The following is a 21,826-nucleotide window of genomic DNA, read 5'->3' as shown; positions in this document are numbered from 1 at the left end:
TTAAATAAAAACAAAAGCAAAATCAAGTAAAATGTCAAAAGTAAAATTAGGAATTAACGGATTTGGAAGAATTGGAAGAATCGTTTTTAGAGAATCATTCAATAGAGATAATGTAGAAGTAGTAGCAATCAATGATTTATTAGATGTAGATCACTTAGCTTACTTATTAAAATATGATTCAGTTCACGGTCGTTTTGACGGAACTGTAGAAGTTAAAGAAGGAAAACTTTATGTAAACGGAAGAAATATCCGTATCACTGCAGAAAGAAACCCGGCTGACTTAAAATGGAACGAAGTTGATGTTGATGTAGTTGCAGAATGTACTGGTATCTTCACAACTATCGAAACTGCAAATGAGCACATTAAAGGTGGTGCTAAAAAAGTAATTATTTCTGCTCCGTCTGCAGATGCTCCAATGTTTGTAATGGGTGTAAACCACGAAACAGCAAAAGCTTCAGATATTGTAGTTTCTAATGCTTCATGTACAACAAACTGTTTAGCCCCTTTAGCTAAAGTTATTCACGATAACTTTGGAATTGTAGAAGCTTTGATGACAACTGTTCACGCAACAACTTCAACTCAAATGACAGCTGACGGACCTTCCAGAAAAGACTGGAGAGGTGGACGTGCTGCAAGCATAAACATTATTCCTTCATCAACTGGTGCAGCAAAAGCTGTTGGAAAAGTTATTCCGGAATTGAATGGAAAATTAACTGGTATGGCTTTCCGTGTTCCTACTGCTGACGTTTCTACAGTAGATTTAACTGTAAAAGTAGCTAAAGAGACTTCTTACGAAGAAATTATGGCTGTTTTGAAAAAAGCTTCTGAAACTACAATGAAAGGTATCTTAGGATATACTGAAGATGCAGTTGTATCTCAAGATTTTATCTCTGATAAAAGAACTTCAATCATTGATGCTACTGCAGGAATTGGTTTAAATTCAACTTTCTTCAAATTAGTATCCTGGTATGATAATGAGTACGGATACTCTAGTAAATTAATTGATTTATCTGTGCATATCGCAGGTTTAAAATAATATTTTATAATTTTAGAAAATCCCGTTATTTCAAAGTAACGGGATTTTCTTATTTTGTTACCTCTTTAATTAATGTAAAAAACACACTTTTAATTAAAGAAAACTAATCCAAAAACTGAAATAAAATGAAATTAATAGTTGATAGTGGATCTACTAAAGCCGATTGGATTGCAATTGATGATAATGGAAAGGTATTATTCACAACACAAACTTTAGGATTAAATCCTGAAATCCTTGACGGTCCCGAGATTATCGAGAGATTAAATGACCGTTTTGATATTTTACAAAATAGAAAAGAAGCCACACATTTGTTTTTTTATGGAGCAGGTTGTGGTACTGAGAGAATGCAAACCGCACTTTCACAAATATTTCAGGAATACTTTGAGAATGCTATTGTTGAAGTTCATGAAGATACATATGCTGCTGTTTACGCAACTACCCCAAAAGGAGAACAAGCAATTGTCAGTATTTTAGGTACTGGCTCTAACTGCAGTTATTTTGATGGAAAAGTATTGCATCAAAAGGTACAGTCATTAGGCTATATTGCTATGGATGATTGTAGTGGAAATGTTTTTGGAAAAGAATTAATCAGAAAGTACTATTTTAATAAAATGCCTAAAGAACTGGCATCTGAATTTGAAAAAGAATATAATTTAGATCCTGATTTTATTAAAAATAAATTATATAAAGAGCCAAATCCTAATGCATATTTAGCCACTTTTGCCAAGTTTTTAATAAAGCATAAAGATTCTGAATTTTGTAGAAAAATCATTTTTAAGGGAATGAAATCTTTCGTTAAAAATTATATCAAACAATATGAGAATTGCAAAGAAGTTCCGGTTCATTTTGTAGGTTCAATTGCTTTTTATTTAAAAGATGAATTACAGGAAACATTTGATAAATATGAACTTCAGCTAGGGAATGTTTTAAGACGTCCGATTGACGGGTTAATAGCGTATCACGTTGCTAATAAATAAAATTTTATAATGGAAATTGCAATTATTGCTCATGATGGTAAAAAAGCGGATTTGATTAATTTTTTAATTAAAAATACAATCGTTTTACATAATGAAAATATAAGTCTGATTGGTACTGGTACTACTGGAGGAAAAGCTGAAGCAGCAGGTTTTAAAACAAGAAGAATGCTTTCAGGACCATTGGGAGGTGATGCTCAGATTGCCGGAAGAGTAGCAGAAGGAATTACAAAGATGGTTTTCTTTTTTAAAGACCCTTTGTCGAGCCATCCCCATGAAGCTGATATCAATATGTTAATTCGTGTTTGCGACGTACATAATGTGCCGCTGGCAACAAATGAAGCAACGGCACAATTATTATTAGATGCTATTGCACAGCAATTATAGAAATCTCAACATTTACATTTTTTGGCAGACAAGCCACCTGAACCGTTTCACGAGCTGGAGCGGTTTTTTCGTTAAAATAAGATCCGTAAACTGTATTTATAGCTGCAAAATTATTCATATCCATAATAAAAATAGATGCTTTTACAACGTTTTCAAAAGTCATATTTGCAGCTTCAAGGATTGCAGCAATGTTTTTCATGACCTGATGAGTTTCATCATTAATGTTTTCAGTAATGAGTTCTCCGGAAGCTGGATTTATAGCTATTTGCCCGGAAGCATAAAGTGTGTTTCCTGATAATACAGCCTGATTATAAGGACCAATAGGAGCCGGAGCTTTTTCGGTAAAGATTATTTTTTTCATATCTCAAAGAATGGTTAATTTTAATTTGACGATTATCGGTTAGAAGTGCTTCGTTTATTCCATTTTATGTCGCTAAGCATCCCTGATTTTATTCCAATAAAGAAATTCCAGTTAGAATATGCTCCAAGTGGTGTCCAGTTAAAAGACATCCTCCAGCTTAACAAATCCCTTTCAAAACGTAACTGGGTAAAAGTAACTCCTTGTTGAACAAAATCATAACCTGTTGAAATTCCGCCTTTCCATTTAGGGGTGATATCCATATTTGCAGAAACCATCACAGAATTTCCTGTAATTTTATTTTCCCTGTTTGTATTTGAATAAGTTAATGAATAGGCCATAGTCATATCCCACGGGAGTTTGGAGTTAAAGAACTCAGTAATAACATTTTCTTTATCTTCTTCTGAAAATTGGCTTTTTCTGGGATCATTCAAATCTGTATTTGTACCAAACAAATCATCGCTACGTCCTCCGTTTCGCTGGCTTTGTTTATTTTCATCCTTTTTCTCGTTTTTGTTTGTAAAAGAATAATTCAAAGTCATATTAGCACTGGTCATTCTAAATAAACTTCCTCCATTATTGATATTGAAGACATTAATTTGCTGTCCTGAATTATCAATGGCATAAGGGTTTAATGTAGCTGCAAAATTGACATTCATTTTATTGTCAAATAACTGAGTTCCTCCACTGACACGAACCGGTTCCAAAGCGAATGTTGTTTTACCGTCAGCATTAAAATTGTAACTCGTGCTAAAGTTTAAATTGTTTAGCAGCATCATTTTTTTAGGCTCGGTTTTAGTACTGTCACTGTCTCTTACTTTTGCTTCAAAAGTATTGCTTAAATCAAATCCTACTATATTTGAATTTGATAGTCCCGGCTGTCCGTAAACTCCATTTTCAAATCGCGTATATTCCTTCATGGTTGTACCTGTAGCATCTATAGCATAAGTATCGTAATATTTCTCGAAACTGGGAGTGTAAGAGTATGATAGAGATGGACGCATGACATGGCGTATGGCCTGTATTTTTTTATCATCACCAAATTTAAAAGTACCATAAATAGTAGTTCCCAGACTAGAACTAAAGTTGTATGTTCTAAAGGCATCAAAACCGCCGACTGTTTTATCAACAACTTTATTCAAATCCTGATCATAAGATCTGTTAATGGTTTTTGTTACCCATGTTTCCTGATAATTTGTAGACGCACTAGCACTAAAATATTTGAATATTTTAAAGTTGGTACTGATAGGAATACTGTGTTGCATACCTATTTTTGCATTATCGAACATTTGAGGTTTGAAAAATAAAGAATCGTTAGTTACAAAACTATTTTTTCCACTCAGGCTATATTGTAAATTGATATTTTTTATTATTCCTTTTTTAACACCATCTTTCCCGACAAAAGGATAAATACGATCAATACTTGCCTGCAATGAGGGCAATGTCATGTTGATTTCTTCTGTTTGTGTATTTTGAGAATGGGTTGCAGTTAATGCTATCCTGGCTTGCGGAATAGTATTAAATGTTTTGTTATATGAAATAGAAGAGCTAAGCGTATTGTTTAAGCTTGATCCAATATTTGCCTGATTAATAGACTGTTTAAAATATTTACTGCTACCCATATTTACAGAAGCAGAAAAACTTGAATTAGGATTTGCTTTAGAATCCCGTGAGTGAGACCACTGAATGTTGTAAATGTTTTGTTTTGAGTAATCCGGATACCCTCTTTCACTTGAAATTAAATTCTCAAAACGGATATTAACATTCCCTCTGTATTTGTATCTTTCAGCATAAGAAGACTCGAAACGCATGGCGTAACTACCATTGGTATAATAATCTCCTAATACGGTTAAGTCATAATTATCGGTTAAAGCAAAATAATACCCCATGTTCTGGAGTGAAAATCCACGAGTGTTTGAGTCATTATAACTTGGTATAATGATTCCTGAAACACTTTTTTCCTGACTCATCGGGAAATAAGCAAAAGGTAAAGCTATGGGCGTTGGAACATCAGCAATAACCATATTGGTCAAACCTGTAATTACTTTTTTTCCGGGAACGAACTTTACTTTACTGGCCCTGAAATAATACTCAGGATTGTCAACATCAGTAGAGGTTGTAAAACGTGCACCTTTTAAAAAGTATACAGAATCATTTTCTTTTTTGGTAATAGGAGCCTTTATTTTAAATTCTCCTTGTTCTGTCCTTGAATTATAAATTAAAGCCTTTTTTGTTTTAAAATTAAAACGAATAGAATCCGGCTGAACTTCGCTTTGACCCTGCTTGAAATTTGGATATTGATATAAAGTTCCTGTTGAATCTTTTATTCGGCCGGCATATACTTCGTCTTTCTCATAATTCAGGACAATTATTCCCGATTTAAGTTCTACATCCTTATAGTATAATTCGGCTTCGTTATAAAGCGTAATTATTTTCTTTTTTTGATCAATCTTAGCATAATCTTTTGCTTTGTATTTTACTTTCCCATCAAGAAAAGCCTTTTTAGGTTTAATACTGTCTACTTTTACAGTATCAACTACAGTTAGTTTAGGTTTAATACTATCAGCCTTTACGGTATCTGCTGTAGTCAGTTTAGGTTTATCTGTTTGTTTTACAGTTGGTAACGAAGTCTTTTTAGTTTTTATATCTTGTGAATATAAATTACCATATCCTAAGCTTAGGAAAAATGATATTAAAACGATATTAAATAAGTTTGTATGCAAAGGTTTAAATGCTATTTTTGTAAAAGTATGGCTTGTTTTTTGACATGTCAAACTTACATATAATTTTTTGGCAAAAATAAACAATTATAAAAATTATAGCATTTGTGGTTTATTAAAATTAACTTTTATATTTATGAACATATATAACAAAACTAAACTTATATTTATTTTATTTCTAAATATAATGTCTTTTTGTGCATACAGTCAATCCAATGTTTTTAAAGTGACACTTGATGCCGGACATGGAGATCATGACTTTGGAGCGGTCTATAGTGGTCGTATTGAAAAAAATATAGCTTTGGCAATTGTTTTAAAAGTTGGGAAAATTTTAGAGCTTAATCCAAATGTAGATGTTATATATACACGTAAAACAGATGTTTTTATTGATTTAGCTGAAAGGGCAAATATTGCTAACAGGGCAAATTCTAATATTTTTGTTTCTATACATTGTAATGCCAATAAAAATACTGCGGCAGACGGAACCGAAACTTATGTAATGGGTTTGAGTAAAACGTCATCAAATCTTGAAGCGGCAAAGAAAGAGAACTCGGTTATTACCCTGGAAAAAGATTATAAGCGTAAATATGAAGGTTACGATCCAAATTCTCCCGAATCAATGGTTGGTTTGACCTTAATGCAGGAAGAATATCTTGATAATAGTATTTCACTTGCTGATAAAATTGAAGCTAATTTTGACAAGCTAGGAAAAAAACTTCGTCACGGAGGCGTAAAACAAGCTCCATTTATGGTACTTCATAAAGCATATATGCCAAGGGTTTTAGTTGAGACAGGATTTGTTTCAAATCCTACAGAAGGAGATCTCCTGAACTCTGAGGCGGGACAAAATGATATTGCAGAAGCCATTGCCCAGGCTATTTTGAGTTATAAAAGAGAGTATTTTGGAAATGGTAACTCTGATGCTGATGATGTTAAACCCGTAAAGGATACATCAACACCGGTAAAACCAAAAACAACAGTGCCTGTTACAGTCGTTAAAACTGCTCCAAAAGGAACTTTTTTTAAGGTACAGCTTATCGCCAGCATAAAAAAGACACCATTGGAACCTAAAAATTTTAAAGGCCTAAAAAATGTAACCATGATATATGAAAATAATATTTATAAATATTTCTATCAGGAAACTACAGATTACGAAAGTGCTAAAAAATATTTGCAAGAAGCTAAAAGTAAAGGATATGGAGCTTCATTTTTAGTTGCAACTAAAGATGGTGAAAAAATCAGTATTCAGGACGCTGTCAAATAATACTGGGAAGTTCGAATATTTATATTAATTTTGTACAAACACTTACAATTTTGAAACTAACAAGAGAAATTAAAACGGCTATTTTAGTCATTGCGTCAATTTTATTATTTATTTGGGGCTACAGTTTTTTAAAAGGCAAAGACCTTTTTACAAATTATAAAACATTATATGTTGAATATGATAATGTTGAGGACTTAGCAGCTTCTGCTCCGGTTACTTTAAACGGACTCGTGATTGGTAAAGTAAATAAAATTACAATTAATGAAACAACAGGAAAATTATTAGTTGAATTACAATTAAAAACTGATTTTCCAATTTCCAAAACGAGTAAAGCATCTTTATACTCTCCAGGTTTAATTGGCGGAAAACAAATTGCAATTCTGCCTAATTTAGCAGATAAAGATCCCGCAAAAGAAGGACAGACTTTAGAATCTAATGTACAATTGGGTCTGACAGAATCATTAGGAGGCAAAATTGAACCAATTCAGCAAAAGCTGGAAAAAATGCTTGTAAATATTGATGCCCTGGTTACCGGATTAAACAACGTTTTAGATAAAAAAGGGCAAGAGGACATCAAGAAAACATTGACACAATTGAGTCAGACAATGGAGCAGTTTCATAAAGCTTCAGGAAGTCTCAATTCTATTTTAGATACAAATAAAGCTCAGATTAATGGAGTAGTGACTAACTTTAATAAAATGTCGGGTAATTTCAATAAAATATCTGATTCCCTAAATAAAGCTGGTTTAGGTAAAACAGTTAGAAATCTTAATCAGACATTAGCTAAAGTGGACGGTATGATGAGTAATTTAAACTCAGGAAAAGGTACAGCCGGAAAATTATTAAACGATGACGCTTTGTATAATAATTTGTCTAAAACTTCAAAAGAGTTAGAGTTATTATTGCAGGATGTACGTCTTCATCCGACCCGTTACGTAAATGTTTCGGTTTTTGGAAAGAAAAATAAACCTTATACAGCACCAACTGAAGATGAGAACTCATCTACTAAAAAATAAAAGGAATGAATTATTTAGATAATATTTTATTCGCTATACTTCTGATAGCAGGTTTCGGTTTTTTTGCATCCAGTGTTAAAAAAATCATTCGAAACATCAATTTAGGAGTGGATGTTGATAGAAAAGATAACCCTAAAGCACGTTGGAAAAACATGGCTATGATTGCTCTTGGGCAGTCAAAAATGGTAAAACGTCCTGTTGCCGGAATTTTGCATATTGTCGTTTACCTGGGTTTTATTATCATTAATATTGAATTACTGGAAATTATTATCGATGGTTTATTTGGAACACACAGAGTTTTTGCACCTTACTTAGGAGTAGTTTATAATGTTCTGATTGCTTCTTTTGAGATTTTGGCACTTTTGGTTCTGGCAGCTGTAACTACTTTCTGGATAAGAAGAAATATTGTCAGATTAAAAAGGTTTATTAATCGTGATCTGGATGGATTTCCTAAAAGTGATGCCAATTACATCTTGTATTTTGAGATGGTTTTAATGACTTTGTTTTTATTGATGAATGCTTCAGACTTGCATTTGCAAAATGTTCCCGGAGGATTTTCACATTTTATAAAAGCAGGGAGTTTTCCAGTGAGTCAATTCATTGCACCGATTTTTAACGGAATGTCAAATGAGTTGGTTATGTTATTATCAGAAGCTTTTTGGTGGCTGCATATTACGGGGATTTTGATTTTTATGAATTACCTGTATTTTTCAAAACATCTGCATATTCTTTTGGCTTTTCCAAATACCTATTTTGCCAATTTGAAACCACAGGGACAATTTGATAATTTAGACTCAGTTACCAAAGAAGTAAAATTAATGATGGATCCTAACGCTGATCCGTTTGCTGCTGCTCCGGTTGATGAAAATGCTGCTCCTGCAAAATTTGGGGCAAGTGATGTTCAGGATTTAAACTGGGTACAATTATTAAACGCTTATACGTGTACAGAATGTGGGCGTTGCACATCATCGTGTCCCGCAAATCAAACAGGTAAAAAACTGTCTCCCCGTAAGATTATGATGGATACAAGAGACCGTTTGGAGGAAGTAGGAAAAAATATAGATGTAAATAAAGGTGTTTTTGTTCCGGATAATAAAACATTACTGAACAATTACATTACGCCTGAAGAATTATGGGCATGTACGTCATGTAATGCCTGTGTAGAAGAATGCCCGGTAAATATTAGTCCGTTGTCTATTATTATGGATATGCGCCGTTATTTAGTAATGGAACAAAGTGCGGCACCTATGTCATTAAATGCGATGATGACTAATATCGAAAATAATGGAGCACCTTGGCAATACAATCAACAGGACAGATTGAATTGGAAGAATGAGAATTAATAATTAAAAATTCTCAGGAATAAATTAAGATTCAGATTTCAGATTAAAAACATGAGACTTTGAACTTTAAACTTTAAACGAAATAGAGAGAAAATGTCAGAAAGTTTAGTAGTACCAACAATGGCCGAAATGCTTGCCGAAGGAAAACAGCCGGAAGTTTTATTCTGGGTGGGTTGTGCAGGAAGTTTTGATGATAGAGCGAAGAAAATTACAAAAGCATTTGTACGTATTTTAAATCGTACAAACGTTTCTTTTGCTGTTCTTGGTACCGAAGAAAGTTGTACTGGTGATCCTGCAAAACGTGCAGGAAATGAGTTTTTGTTTCAAATGCAGGCTATGATGAATATTGAGGTCCTGAATGCATATGAAGCAAAAAAGATAGTTACTGCATGTCCGCATTGTTTTAATACTTTGAAAAATGAATATCCTGAATTGGGAGGTAAATATGATGTAATTCATCATACGGAATTTTTAAAATCATTAATTGATGATGGCAGATTAACCGTTGAAGGCGGACAATTTAAAGGAAAACGTATCACTTTTCACGACCCTTGTTATTTAGGAAGAGCTAATAAAGTTTATGAAGCACCAAGGGATCTAATTCAAAAATTGGATGTTGAGTTAGTCGAAATGAAGCGTTCTAAAGCAAATGGATTATGTTGTGGTGCCGGTGGTGCACAAATGTTTAAAGATGCTGAGCCAGGAAACAAAGAGGTGAATGTTGAAAGAACTGAAGATGCTCTTGAAACTAAACCGGACATTATTGCCGCAGGTTGTCCTTTCTGTAATACAATGTTGACAGATGGTATTAAACATCAGGAAAAAGAAGGACAGGTTAAAGTGATGGACATTGCTGAATTAATCGCAAACGCACAGGATTTATAATGAAAAAAATATTTTTGTTCTTTATTTTAATGTGTTTTGCTAACACCTATTCTCAAAGTGGTGGTTTAGATCTTATCGCAAAAGAAACCTGTGAATGTTTAGATGCCAAAAAAGTTAAAGAACCAAATTTATCAGGTGATGAACTAAAAAGGAATGTTGGTATATGTATAATTAAAAGTTATTCCGATCATAAGTCTGAATTGAATAGTGAGGAAAAAGAAAAATTTAACGATACTGATGGAATGGGAAAATTGGGAGAAACCGTAGCTTTAAAAATGCTTGCCTTTTGTCCTAATATGATTATGGAACTAGGGAAAAATTCTAAAGATGAAATTGCAGATGATAAAGAAGATGCTTTTATTTTAGGTGAAGTAATTGACATTCAATCAGAACAGTTCATTACTTTGCAGGTGAAAGATCAAAACGGAAGGAAGTACAGCTTTCTTTTATTAACCTACTTTGACACGGCTCCTTTGTTGACTAACAATGATATAAAGAAAAAAGATAAACTTAAAATAAGTTATACTGAAATTGAATTATTTGATTCAAAAGCTAAAGAATTCAGATATTTTAAAATTCTTACAAAATTAGAAAAGCAATAATTAAAAGATCTTAAGGTGTAAAGGTTTTTTAGCCTGAAACCAGAAACTTTTAAATCCTGCAATCTAAAATCAACAATCTATAATCTAAAATTAAAATGTACGTACCTTTTGAAAATTTACCTGGTGAATCCAGAATCTGGATTTACCAATCGAACAGAAAATTTTCTGAGGAAGAATTTTCTGAAATAGAGTCTGATCTAAAATCTTTTATTGAAGGCTGGGCTGCACACGGAACAAGTTTAGAAGCTTCATATTTATTAAAATACAACCGATTTATTATTTTGGCTGTAAATCAGGATGTGCAGGCAGCGACGGGTTGTTCTATTGATAGTTCGGTTGAATTTATCCAGAGTTTAGAGAAAAAATACAACGTTGATTTGTTGGATAAAATGAATGTTACTTTTAAACTTGGTGAACATATCGCACACAAACCATTAATAGATTTTAAGAAAATGGTTAAAGATAAATCAGTATCGGAGAATACGATTGTTTTTAATAATCTGGTAAATAATATTGAAGAGTTTAACGAATCATGGGAAGTTCCTGCGGCTGATAGCTGGCATAGCAGGTTTTTCTAAGAGAAATTTATATTATATTTGATAGGCATGAAATTTAGATTTTATGCCTTTTTTTTTGATAAGCTCTAATTAGTATAAAATTATAATTGATATTTTTTAAATGAAAAAGAAAATTTCTCCGCAAGCTATCCTTTCTTTAAAAGAAGCTTTGGCAGTAATATATTGGAAAAAAGAGAATTTACAAGATTATTTGAAGTTAGTTCTTGATAATTCTACGATTGTTAGTACAATAAATTGGCAAGGTACTAAGAGGGAAAGTATTAAGGAATTAATATCAAGAATGACTAATCGTTTGGATATTTATGAACAAGATTTAATGAATTTATTGTTAGCTGTAACCGATTTTACCGATTTTGATAATTTAAAATTTTGGGATGATGATGGTTCAAAAACAAGAAAAGCCAAAGAAGCGGTAAGAAATTTAAGAACTCATACTAAAGGATATATTGAAATAACTAAAGAGCAAGAAGAAGCAAAAATAAGAAAAGCTAAAACTAATCAAGAACTAAAAAAAGTCATTTCTCTAGATAGTGAATTAGTTATTTTAAAAGAAGCGTTTAATAAAATTGCAACGAATACAAATTTTCAACAACGTGGATTTCAATTTGAAAAATTTCTATATGATCTATTTATGCTTTATGACTTAGATCCTAAAGGTTCTTTTAAAATTCATGGCGAGCAAATTGATGGGGCTTTTACTTTTCAAAATACTGATTTTCTTTTGGAAGCAAAATGGAAAGTTGAAGTTAGTCGAACTGATTTGGCAACTTTTTGTTACAAAGTTGAATCTAAGTTTAAAACTGCAGCAGGTTTGCTCATTACAATGGACGGTGTAACTACAGAGGCAATTTCTCCTCACTTTCAATCTATAATAATTATGGATGGTGTTGATATTATGGCAATTTTGGACAATAGAGTTTCGTTTCCAGATCTGTTATTGAAAAAAAGGAGAAAAGCTAGTGAGACAGGTAATATTTATATGAACTTTTATGAACTATATAAGTAATACTTTTTTTTACTTTAAAAAGCGAAAACCTCTAATCTAGCCTCGATGGGAGTGATATCCTTTTATGGCGGGGTTTGCCATAAAAGATACAGCGGACAGCGGGACAGGTGGTTCTTTTGAAAATTATTGTTTCTGCTCCTTATAAAAAGTATCAATATAAGTTATGAATCAGGAGTTGTAATTGCTTTAACTCGATTAATATTACAGATATAATCAGATTTTAATAGTCAGATAAATCTAAAGATTTACAAAAAATCTAACAATCCAAAGCTTTAATTAAACGCTATTTTTGAGTACTTTCGTAGTACTAAATTTAATACATGAAAATAGCAATAGTTTGTTATCCGACTTTTGGCGGTAGTGGGGTAGTAGCCACAGAATTAGGCCTTGAATTAGCCAGACGCGGACACGAAATCCATTTTATTACTTATAGTCAGCCTGTACGGTTGGCACTTTTAAATCCGAATGTACACTATCACGAAGTAAACGTTCCGGAATATCCTCTTTTTCATTATCAGCCTTACGAATTGGCATTATCCAGTAAATTGGTTGATATGGTGAAATTATACAAGATTGAAGTTCTTCATGTGCATTATGCAATTCCACACGCTTATGCAGGTTATATGGCGAAACAAATGCTGAAAAATGAAGGAATTAATCTGCCAATGATTACTACGCTTCACGGAACGGATATTACTCTGGTTGGAAATCACCCGTTTTATAAACCTGCTGTGACTTTTAGTATCAATAAATCAGATTATGTAACTTCGGTTTCACAGAGTTTGAAAGATGATACATTGAAATTATTTAAAATCAAGAATAAAATAAAGGTAATTCCAAATTTTATCGAGCTGGATAAAGTTAAAAAAGATCCGTTAGCACCTTGTCACCGCTCTGTGATGGCAAAAGAAAATGAACGTATTGTTACGCATATAAGTAACTTTAGAAAAGTGAAACGCATTTCGGATATTATTAAGATTTTCTATAATATCCAAAAAGCAATGCCGGCAAAATTAATGATGGTCGGTGATGGTCCTGAAAAAGAAAAAGCTGAAATTTTATGCCAGGAATTAGGAATTCATGATAAGGTAATTTTCTTTGGAAACAGTAATGAAATTGATAAAATTTTACTTTTGACCGATTTATTTTTACTCCCATCAGAAACAGAAAGTTTTGGTTTGGCAGCCTTAGAAGCTATGGCCTGTGGGGTTCCGGTAATTTCGAGTAATTCCGGTGGTTTGCCGGAAGTAAATTTTGATGGTTTTTCAGGATATTTAAGTAATGTTGGAGATGTTGATGAAATGGCTTCAAATGCGATTAAAATCCTTAAAGATGATGCAGTTTTAAATGAGTTTAAAAACAATGCTTTAGAAGTTGCAAAAAAATTCGATATTAAAAACATATTACCAATATATGAAGCGTTATATCAGAGAGCAATAGATGATTATAAAAATTAGAAGTTTTTAACTTTAAAATAGAAGGAAATGAAAAAAATAATTTTGGTTTTAATAGTCATAGTTCTGGCTTCCTGTAGCGGGACAAAAAAAACATCAGATTCAAAAGGATTATATGAAATTTTAACGGAGCAATCTGACGGAGGCGGAAATATTAAATTTTTTGAAATCCTGAGTGAACCCAATGAAATTAAAATGCTGGAAAATGACCCGCTTTTAAAAGATAAAATGAAGCAGTCAGATATCAGTAATTCAAATTATGTAATTTTGAATATGGGAGAGAAGAATTCAGGAGGATATTCGATAGGAGTTGAAAAGGTGGAAGAGACTGATAAGAATATTATAATTACTATAAAAGAAAATAATCCTTCGCCGGATGCTATGGTAACTCAGGTGATCTCTTATCCTTATACAGTTGTAAGGATACATTCGAAAAAAGAAATCGTAATTAAATAAAAAAATCCTGTCGTTTTTGAAGTGACAGGATTTTTTTTATAAAGTAAGATGATTTTGAATTTTAGAATTTAAATTTAACTCCTAAACCAACGTCAAATCCAAAGTTATCATCATTATAATATCCTGATCCAATCTCTGGTCTTGCGTCTAATGATAATAAAATAGGCACTTTGTCAAAACCATATTCTATACCAATATCACCAGCGGCAAAAACATACACACCATTATGGTCATAATCATTATTGTCGTAATAATGATTGTCATCCCAAGCAGCTAAACCACCACCAACACCAGCGTACCAGTTGAAACCACCATCAATGTTCCAAACCCATTGATAAAGTACAACGCCTTTAATAGCGTCTATATCCCTGCTGTCTCTCCATCCTAAATCAAACTCTAGTCTGTTCTTTTGAGACAGACCTCTTTGGTAAGATATTTCTCCTCCAAATCCGTTGTTGTCTCCTAAACGTAAACCCAGAGCATTTTTAGCAATTTCTTGTGATTGTGCCGAAAATGCTAAGCCTAGTAGCATAAAGGCTGATAAAATAATTTTTTTCATAAAATGGTTATTAATTTTTTCAAAATTACAATTACTGTTATGTATAAACGTATAATATTATTTAAAATTGTTATATAATTTACACTAAAATATAATTTTATAAATGAAGGAAGACTAAACTAATTATAATGTATTTATAATTAATGTGTTGTCATTTATTTAATAATTGAAGTAATTAATTGTGAAGTTAAAATATCTTCCATTTCAAAAAGATTTTCTTCTTCGGTAATGTTCATTTCTGAATATGAAACTAACTTCCATCGTTTTTTATGATATTCCAAAGCGGTTAGGTTTTCAACCCAGTCTCCGGAATTTAAGTATAAAGTGGAGCCATGTTTGTTTTCTTTTGTAATAATTTTTGGTTCATGAATATGTCCGCAAATCACATAATCATATTTTTTTTCGATTGCTAAATCAGTAGCTGTAGTTTCGAAATCAGAAATAAATTTGACAGCCTTTTTTACACTGGCTTTTATTTTTTTAGAAAATGAATACGGTTCTCTTCCTAATTTGGATAAAAACCAATTTACCAATCGGTTTGTTAAAATTAAATAATCATAACCTAAACCGCCTAATTTTGCTATCCATTTAGAGTGTTGTACAGATGCATCAAAAACATCTCCGTGAAAAATCCATGCTTTTTTGTCGTCTAATTCCAGTATCAATTTATCAACCAAGGCAAAATTACCCATGTTCATGTCGCTAAATTTTCTTAGAATCTCATCGTGATTTCCGGTAATATAATACACTTTTGTGCCTTTAGTAGCCATTCCAATTATTCGTTGAATGACTTTTAAATGTGATTTAGGGAAGTATGATTTTCTAAATTGCCAGGCATCAATAATGTCACCATTTAAAACTAATGTTTTTGGTTTAATGCTTGAAAGGTAGTTGTTTAACTCTTTGGCATGACTGCCATATGTACCTAAATGCACATCGGAAATGATGACCAATTCGACATTTCTTTTTTTCAATTTTTCTTAATTTGAAGTTAAACAAATAAAGTAAACTCAAATTGGTTTTGCTTTATCAAAAGGTTATCAATTTGGCTTTGATTTTAATAAATTGTGATTTTAAACAAGTTAATCTTTAGTTAATAATACTAATTTTAAATTTTTTAATTTAATTCATAAAACTTACATTTGCTCAAAACTAATTATAATGGCAGGAAATAGCTACGGCACACTATATAAAGTTACCACATTTGGAGAATCTCATGGGGAAGCTTTAGGCGGAATAATTGATGGTTGTCCATCTGGAATTCAGCTTGATTTTGAAGCAATTGAAGTTGAAATGTCCAGAAGAAAACCAGGGCAGTCAGCAATTGTAACCCAAAGAAAAGAACCGGATGCAGTTCAGTTTTTATCCGGTATTTTTGAAGGAAAAACTACAGGGACTCCAATAGGGTTTATTATTCCAAACACCAATCAAAAATCAGATGATTACTCGCATATAAAAGATAATTACAGACCAAGTCATGCTGATTATGTATATGATCAAAAATATGGTTTTCGTGATTATCGCGGAGGCGGAAGAAGCTCAGCGAGAGAAACTGCAAGCAGAGTAGTAGCAGGTGCAATTGCAAAACAAATGCTGCCTGAAATTAAAATTAATGCCTACGTTTCGTCTGTTGGACCTATTCATTTAGAAACGCCATATCAGGAATTGGATTTTTCAAAAACAGAAAGTAATCCTGTTCGCTGTCCTGATGAAAAATCGGCAGCAATTATGGAAGAATATATTCGTGATATTCGCAAACAGGGAGATACCGTTGGAGGTATTGTATCTTGTGTAATTCAAAATGTTCCGGTTGGTTTAGGCGAACCTGTTTTTGATAAATTACACGCAGAATTAGGTAAAGCAATGCTTTCTATTAATGCTGTTAAAGGTTTTGAATACGGGAGCGGTTTTTCAGGTTCAGAAATGAAAGGAAGTGAGCATAATGATTTATACAATCCTGACGGAACTACAAAAACGAATCTTTCAGGAGGAATTCAGGGTGGAATCAGTAATGGTATGGATATTTATTTCAGGGTAGCTTTTAAACCGGTTGCTACTATTATGCAAACTCAGGATTCATTAGATAATAAAGGAAACATTACTCCAATGACCGGAAAAGGCCGTCATGACCCGTGTGTGGTTCCGCGTGCTGTGCCTATTGTTGAGGCAATGGCAGCAATTGTTTTGGCTGATTTTTATTTAATCAACAAAACATATTAATTTAAAAGCAGGCAGTGAGGGTCTTAATTTTAATTAAATAAACAATTAATGAATACAATTCAAAACCAAAAGAAATCATTTATTTCCGGACTGACAGGTCAAATTTTAATTGCAATGGTTCTGGGTGCTATTTTAGGCATCATTTTGCATAATTCGATTTCGTCTGAAGCGGCACAATCGTTTAGCAATAAAATAAAAATGTTGGCGACTATTTTTATTCGTCTGGTTCAAATGATTATTTCACCGCTGGTTTTTACCACTTTGGTAGTAGGAATTGCAAAATTAGGAGATATTAAAGCAGTAGGAAGAATTGGAGGTAAAGCTTTAGCGTGGTTTTTTACGGCTTCTTTTATATCATTATTGATTGGATTGTTTTATGTAAACATATTAGAACCCGGAGTAGGACTAAAATTAGGACATGTTGATTTAGCAACAGCTTCTGAGGTTACAGCTAAAACAAAATCAATTTCTTTTGAAAACTTTGTAGAGCATATTGTTCCTAAGAGTATTATTGAAGCTATGGCAACCAATGAAATTTTACAAATTGTAATATTTTCTATCTTTTTTGGATTGGCAGCTGCTTCATTAGGCAATACTGTGAAGCCGGTTATAAATGCTTTAGATAAAACATCACATATTGTTTTGAAAATGGTAAACTATGTAATGAACTTCGCTCCAATTGGAGTTTTTGGAGCCATTGCAGGTGTGTTTGCTGTTAGGGATTTTCAGGAACTGGCGATTACATATTTCAAATTTTTTGGCTCATTTTTAATTGGAATCAGCTCATTATGGGTTATTTTGATTGTTATAGGTTATATTTTTCTGAAAGGAAGAATGAACGAATTACTAAAACGTATTGTTGGCCCTCTGGTTATTGCTTTTGGGACAACAAGCAGTGAAGCTGTTTTTCCTAAATTAACAGAACAGTTAGAAGAATTTGGTGTAAAAGACAGAATAGTATCGTTTATGTTACCGCTGGGATATTCTTTTAATCTGGACGGAAGCATGATGTATATGACATTTGCCAGTATTTTTATCGCACAAGCCTATGGAGTGCATTTAGATATAGGTACACAAATGGTGATGCTTTTGGTTTTAATGTTAACCAGTAAGGGTATTGCAGGTGTTCCAAGGGCAAGTCTGGTTGTTGTTGCAGCAACATGTGGTATGTTTGATATTCCTGTTGAAGGAATCGCTTTAATTCTGCCAATTGACCATTTTTGCGATATGTTCAGGAGTGCAACAAATGTTTTAGGAAATGCTTTAGCAACTTCGGTAGTTGGGCAATGGGAAGCTGATAAAGAATTAAAAACTACTATACAAAACGATATTTAATTGTTTAAATACTTTAGGTTTAGTTTTTTACAGATAGTTTATATAAAAAAAAGAGTTGCAATTTGTTTATCAAATGCAACTCTTTTTATTTTAAAGTGTATATTTGAAAAAATTAGCCGAATATGCCCCGAATACGGATTTTTTTACTCTTATTATTACTGAATTGCTTTTGTAATTCGGCGATTGCACAATCTGAAGAAATTTCAGACGCTAAAATTGATGAATTAATTAATCAGGCATGTTTACATTTAAATAAATCAAATTTTGAAAAATCATTAATTAATTCCAGGGCAGCTTTAAATTATGCTTTTTTAAAAAAAGATGATTATTTAATTGCCAAATGCTATAGAATTATAGCCGATAATTATAATGAATTGTCAGAATTTGATAAAGCTATTTTTTTCTACAACAAAACCTTGTCCTATGCTAATGAAACAAATAATGACTCAATAAGGTATGGTATTTATAATAATTTGGGAAATATCTATTGTTTTGAAAAAAAACAGTTAGATAAAGGTATCCGTTATTACAAAAAATCAATTGCTTACGGTTTAAAAGTCAATAATTTTAAACACGTGTATTTTACAAACATGAATATTGCCTGGGTTTATTTTGATATTGGGCATTTTAATGAAGGAGCTCCTTTTTTGAAATTTATAAATTCATATCAAAAAAGGGATGGGGATAAATCATCACCAATTATTGTGAATATGCTTAATGGTATGTTTTACAGCTATAAAAATGATTATAAAGGGGCAGATACCTATTTTAAAAAAGCAATTGAATCAGGAAAAAAAGGTGATGAACAATCCAACTTGTCCTATGCGTATTTAGAATACTCCAATTTTTTGCTTAAAAACCGAAAATATAAAGAAGCTTATGAGAATCTGTCTCTTTATAATAAAATTACTGAAGAGTTGTATGGTCAGGAAAAGTTAAAAAAAGCTTCTGTTGCAGGATTTAATTTAGAGCTGGATGAATACAAAAGAGAGATAGATAAAATTGAAAATGAAAAAATAACACAATCTCAAAGCCTTAAAAAATCTAAGATAATTGTTGTTTTATTTATTTTAATATCGTTTATTTTTTTAATCCTGATTTTTACTTTATATAAAAATATTGTTATTAAGAAAAAAGCAAATGAAGAGCTTTTAAAAGCTAAAGAAATTGCTGAGGAAGCATCGTTGTTAAAAACACAGTTTATTTCGACCATAAGTCATGAATTACGTACTCCTTTGTACGGGGTAGTAGGAATTACCGATATGCTGCTGGATGAACATAAAGAATTATACAGAAGCCAGTATTTAAGTTCATTAAAATTCTCGGCCCGTTATTTATTGTCTTTGGTGAACGATCTTCTTCAGATTAATAAAATAGAAGAAAACCGGGTTGTCCTTGAAAATTCAGCTTTCAACATGAGGGATGAAATCAATATGATTAAAAATTCATTATCATTTTTATCTAAAAAAAATAATAATCAGGTTTTAGTAAATATAGATTCAGATATTCCCGAGGAATTAATTGGTGATAAACTTAGATTTGGTCAAATTTTGATGAATTTGGTAAGTAATGCGCTTAAATTCACCAAAAATGGCGAAGTTATAATAATGGCTAGTTTGGTTAAAATTGAACAGGATAATTATTTTATAGAATTTCAGATAAAAGATAATGGAGTTGGAATAGCAATAGCTGATCAAGGTAAGGTTTTTGACAAATTTGTACAGGTTGGAAGAAAAGAAGAAGATTACCAGGGTACAGGTTTAGGACTGAGTATTGTAAAAAAACTTTTGCAGCTGTTTGGAAGCACAATTTCCTTAAAAAGTGATATAGGTGAAGGGACATTATTTACTTTCACAATCCCATTTCAATATAGTACTGAGAAAATTCAAATAATTATTGACGAAATTGATTTTGAATCAAATAATCTATACAAAATTCTGATAGTAGAAGACAATATTATCAATCAATTAATTACCAGAAAAATTATAGAAAAAAATAATTATAAATGCAGTGTTGTTAATGATGGATTTAGTGCAATTGATTTATTGAAAAAGGAAGAGTTTGATGTTGTTTTGATGGATATTAATATGCCTTTAATGAATGGATTTGAAACCACAAGACGAATTCGCTCGATTGGAATTTTAACCCCAATTGTAGCTCTTACTGCTTTTGATAAAGATGAAATTGCAGATGAAGCTATTTCTTCAGGCATGAATGATATTATCATTAAACCTTTTGAATCTGAAAAATTATTTAAGATTATAAATAATCTTATTTTAGAAGAAAAAAACGTTGGTTGTTAATACCAACGTTTTTTATTTTGTTTTGAAGCATTTGATTTCCTCGATTTATGAGCACCTCCGCTTCGGTTTGAATTTTTGGGTTTTTCAGGAGTTGCCCCTGCTTCAGGACTGCCGGCATGCCATTGGTACTGATGATCACTAATAGTTTTTACATCTACTTTTATTAATTTTTGAATGTCTTTCCAGTACGGAAGTTCATCTTTGCTGCAAAAGGATATAGCAATTCCACCATTTCCTGCACGTCCCGTTCTTCCAATTCTATGTACGTAAGTTTCAGGAATATTAGGTAAGTCAAAATTAATAACAAATGGCAGCTGATCAATATCAATTCCTCTTGCTGCAATATCGGTTGCGACCAATACGCCGACTTCTTTATTTTTAAAAGCATCTAAAACACGTTGTCTTGCATTCTGAGATTTATCCCCATGAATTGCTTCGGCAGCGATATTGTTTTTGCGAAGCGCTTTTACAACATTATCAGCACCATGTTTCGTTCTAGAAAAAACCAATATATTTGATAACTCTTCTGTTTTTATTAAATGATAAAGTAAATTTCTTTTTTCGGTTTTATCAACAAAATAAACACGTTGTTCCACATTTTCAGCTGTAGATGAAACAGGGGATACTGTTACCGTCTCAGGATCTGTTAAAAACATTTCGGCTAATTCACGAATAGCAATAGGCATAGTCGCCGAAAAAAGCAAAGTCTGTCTGTTTTTAGGTGTCAGTTTTACGATTTTTTTTACATCGTTTACAAATCCCATGTCCAGCATTTGATCAGCTTCATCTAACACCAAAGTGTGTAAATGGTCCAGGTCAAGAAAACCCTGTTTCTGCAAATCTAACAATCGTCCCGGTGTAGCTACTAAAATATCAACCCCCTTTTTTAAGGCGTCAACCTGAGGATTTTGCGAAACGCCGCCAAAAATAGTCAACTGTGTTAAGTTGGTATATTTGCCATAAGTTTCAAAATTTTGTCCAATTTGAACTGCTAATTCACGGGTTGGTGTAACTATTAAGGCACGAATTTGTTTGGCTTTTTTTGTTGAGCCAACAATGCGGTGTAATTGATGTATAATTGGAATAGCAAATGCTGCCGTTTTCCCAGTTCCTGTCTGAGCACATCCAATTAAATCTTTGCCGGATAAAACTATCGGAATTGATTGCTCCTGAATCGGAGTTGGATTTAGGTAGCCTTCTTCAAATACGGCTTTTTGTATACTTTTTGAAAGTGATAAATCTTCGAATAACATATCTTAGGTATTAAGAACTTAGTTTTAAGTACTAAAATTCTGTGCAAAGATAGGTTTATTCGGTTAATCGTTTAATT

General features: G+C 32.3%; 20 protein-coding genes. 15 read left to right on the top strand and 5 right to left on the bottom strand.

Annotated elements, in window-relative coordinates; translation table 11 throughout:
* Positions 1–31: 31 nt before the first annotated feature.
* From gap to PMI10_RS05200, 3 genes are all read left to right on the top strand, one after another.
* Positions 32–1,036, top strand: a complete 1,005-nt coding sequence (gene gap / locus PMI10_RS05210) for a type I glyceraldehyde-3-phosphate dehydrogenase (protein WP_007805327.1) — start codon at positions 32–34, stop codon at positions 1,034–1,036.
* Between the two features lie 125 nt (positions 1,037–1,161).
* Complete coding sequence (locus tag PMI10_RS05205; RefSeq protein ID WP_007805325.1) at positions 1,162–2,013, top strand: hypothetical protein; 852 nt, start codon at positions 1,162–1,164, stop codon at positions 2,011–2,013.
* Positions 2,014–2,022: 9 nt separating this feature from the next.
* Positions 2,023–2,397: a methylglyoxal synthase gene (locus tag PMI10_RS05200; RefSeq protein ID WP_007805324.1), complete on the top strand. Its 375-nt coding sequence runs from the start codon at positions 2,023–2,025 to the stop codon at positions 2,395–2,397.
* Here PMI10_RS05200 and PMI10_RS05195 read toward each other — a convergent pair.
* Positions 2,378–2,758 (bottom strand): RidA family protein, encoded by a 381-nt coding sequence (locus PMI10_RS05195; protein ID WP_007805321.1) that lies wholly within the window; start codon positions 2,756–2,758, stop codon positions 2,378–2,380. The two genes, PMI10_RS05200 and PMI10_RS05195, sit on opposite strands and share 20 nt — an antisense overlap.
* Positions 2,759–2,790: 32 nt before the next feature.
* Positions 2,791–5,529, bottom strand: coding sequence for a putative LPS assembly protein LptD (locus PMI10_RS05190; protein WP_035631420.1), 2,739 nt, complete (start codon positions 5,527–5,529; stop codon positions 2,791–2,793).
* 82 nt (positions 5,530–5,611) lie between these two features.
* On the opposite strand from PMI10_RS05190, the gene PMI10_RS05185 reads away from it, so the two are divergent.
* The 9 genes from PMI10_RS05185 (at position 5,612) to PMI10_RS05145 (ending at position 14,079) form a co-directional block, all read left to right on the top strand.
* On the top strand, positions 5,612–6,739 hold the full coding sequence (locus PMI10_RS05185) for an N-acetylmuramoyl-L-alanine amidase family protein (RefSeq protein WP_007805317.1): 1,128 nt from the start codon (positions 5,612–5,614) through the stop codon (positions 6,737–6,739).
* A 50-nt stretch (positions 6,740–6,789) separates the two neighbouring features.
* A complete protein-coding gene (locus tag PMI10_RS05180) occupies positions 6,790–7,755 on the top strand; it encodes an MlaD family protein (protein ID WP_007805315.1) in 966 nt (321 codons plus the stop codon).
* A 5-nt stretch (positions 7,756–7,760) separates the two neighbouring features.
* A complete protein-coding gene (locus PMI10_RS05175; protein WP_007805313.1) occupies positions 7,761–9,098 on the top strand; it encodes a (Fe-S)-binding protein in 1,338 nt (445 codons plus the stop codon).
* A gap of 93 nt (positions 9,099–9,191) precedes the next feature.
* Positions 9,192–9,983 carry a (Fe-S)-binding protein gene (locus tag PMI10_RS05170; protein WP_007805311.1) on the top strand — a complete coding sequence of 264 codons (792 nt, stop codon included), beginning with the start codon at positions 9,192–9,194 and terminating at the stop codon, positions 9,981–9,983.
* Positions 9,983–10,585 carry a hypothetical protein gene (locus PMI10_RS05165; RefSeq protein WP_007805310.1) on the top strand — a complete coding sequence of 201 codons (603 nt, stop codon included), beginning with the start codon at positions 9,983–9,985 and terminating at the stop codon, positions 10,583–10,585. Before PMI10_RS05170 ends, PMI10_RS05165 begins: the two co-directional genes overlap by 1 nt.
* Positions 10,586–10,680: 95 nt before the next feature.
* On the top strand, positions 10,681–11,163 hold the full coding sequence (locus PMI10_RS05160; protein ID WP_007805308.1) for a hypothetical protein: 483 nt from the start codon (positions 10,681–10,683) through the stop codon (positions 11,161–11,163).
* Between the two features lie 100 nt (positions 11,164–11,263).
* Positions 11,264–12,169, top strand: a complete 906-nt coding sequence (locus PMI10_RS05155; RefSeq protein ID WP_007805306.1) for a hypothetical protein — start codon at positions 11,264–11,266, stop codon at positions 12,167–12,169.
* Positions 12,170–12,489: 320 nt separating this feature from the next.
* Positions 12,490–13,626, top strand: coding sequence for an N-acetyl-alpha-D-glucosaminyl L-malate synthase BshA (bshA, locus tag PMI10_RS05150; protein WP_007805304.1), 1,137 nt, complete (start codon positions 12,490–12,492; stop codon positions 13,624–13,626).
* 27 nt (positions 13,627–13,653) lie between these two features.
* Positions 13,654–14,079 (top strand): protease complex subunit PrcB family protein, encoded by a 426-nt coding sequence (locus PMI10_RS05145; RefSeq protein WP_007805302.1) that lies wholly within the window; start codon positions 13,654–13,656, stop codon positions 14,077–14,079.
* 61 nt (positions 14,080–14,140) lie between these two features.
* On the opposite strand, the gene PMI10_RS05140 is transcribed toward PMI10_RS05145, so the two are convergent.
* Both PMI10_RS05140 and PMI10_RS05135 read right to left on the bottom strand, forming a co-directional pair.
* Positions 14,141–14,638, bottom strand: coding sequence for a hypothetical protein (locus PMI10_RS05140; protein WP_007805299.1), 498 nt, complete (start codon positions 14,636–14,638; stop codon positions 14,141–14,143).
* 155 nt (positions 14,639–14,793) lie between these two features.
* The gene (locus PMI10_RS05135; protein WP_007805296.1) at positions 14,794–15,612 is read right to left on the bottom strand and encodes a UDP-2,3-diacylglucosamine diphosphatase; all 819 of its coding nucleotides are present in this window, start codon (positions 15,610–15,612) and stop codon (positions 14,794–14,796) included.
* A 187-nt stretch (positions 15,613–15,799) separates the two neighbouring features.
* Between PMI10_RS05135 and aroC the strand changes: the two genes are divergently transcribed.
* The 3 genes from aroC (at position 15,800) to PMI10_RS05120 (ending at position 20,496) form a co-directional block, all read left to right on the top strand.
* Positions 15,800–16,858 carry a chorismate synthase gene (gene aroC, locus PMI10_RS05130; protein WP_007805294.1) on the top strand — a complete coding sequence of 353 codons (1,059 nt, stop codon included), beginning with the start codon at positions 15,800–15,802 and terminating at the stop codon, positions 16,856–16,858.
* A gap of 48 nt (positions 16,859–16,906) precedes the next feature.
* Entirely contained in the window at positions 16,907–18,193 is a 1,287-nt protein-coding gene (locus tag PMI10_RS05125; protein ID WP_007805292.1) for a dicarboxylate/amino acid:cation symporter, read from the top strand.
* Positions 18,194–18,315: 122 nt separating this feature from the next.
* Complete coding sequence (locus PMI10_RS05120; protein WP_007805290.1) at positions 18,316–20,496, top strand: response regulator; 2,181 nt, start codon at positions 18,316–18,318, stop codon at positions 20,494–20,496.
* Here PMI10_RS05120 and PMI10_RS05115 read toward each other — a convergent pair.
* On the bottom strand, positions 20,493–21,749 hold the full coding sequence (locus PMI10_RS05115) for a DEAD/DEAH box helicase (protein WP_007805288.1): 1,257 nt from the start codon (positions 21,747–21,749) through the stop codon (positions 20,493–20,495). The two genes, PMI10_RS05120 and PMI10_RS05115, sit on opposite strands and share 4 nt — an antisense overlap.
* Positions 21,750–21,826: the final 77 nt, after the last annotated feature.

It is taken from the genome of Flavobacterium sp. CF136, from assembly GCF_000282055.1.
In the GTDB taxonomy this organism is placed as follows: domain Bacteria; phylum Bacteroidota; class Bacteroidia; order Flavobacteriales; family Flavobacteriaceae; genus Flavobacterium.
Note: the sequence above shows the minus strand (reverse complement) of the source record. Positions and strands in the feature narration are given on the sequence as shown.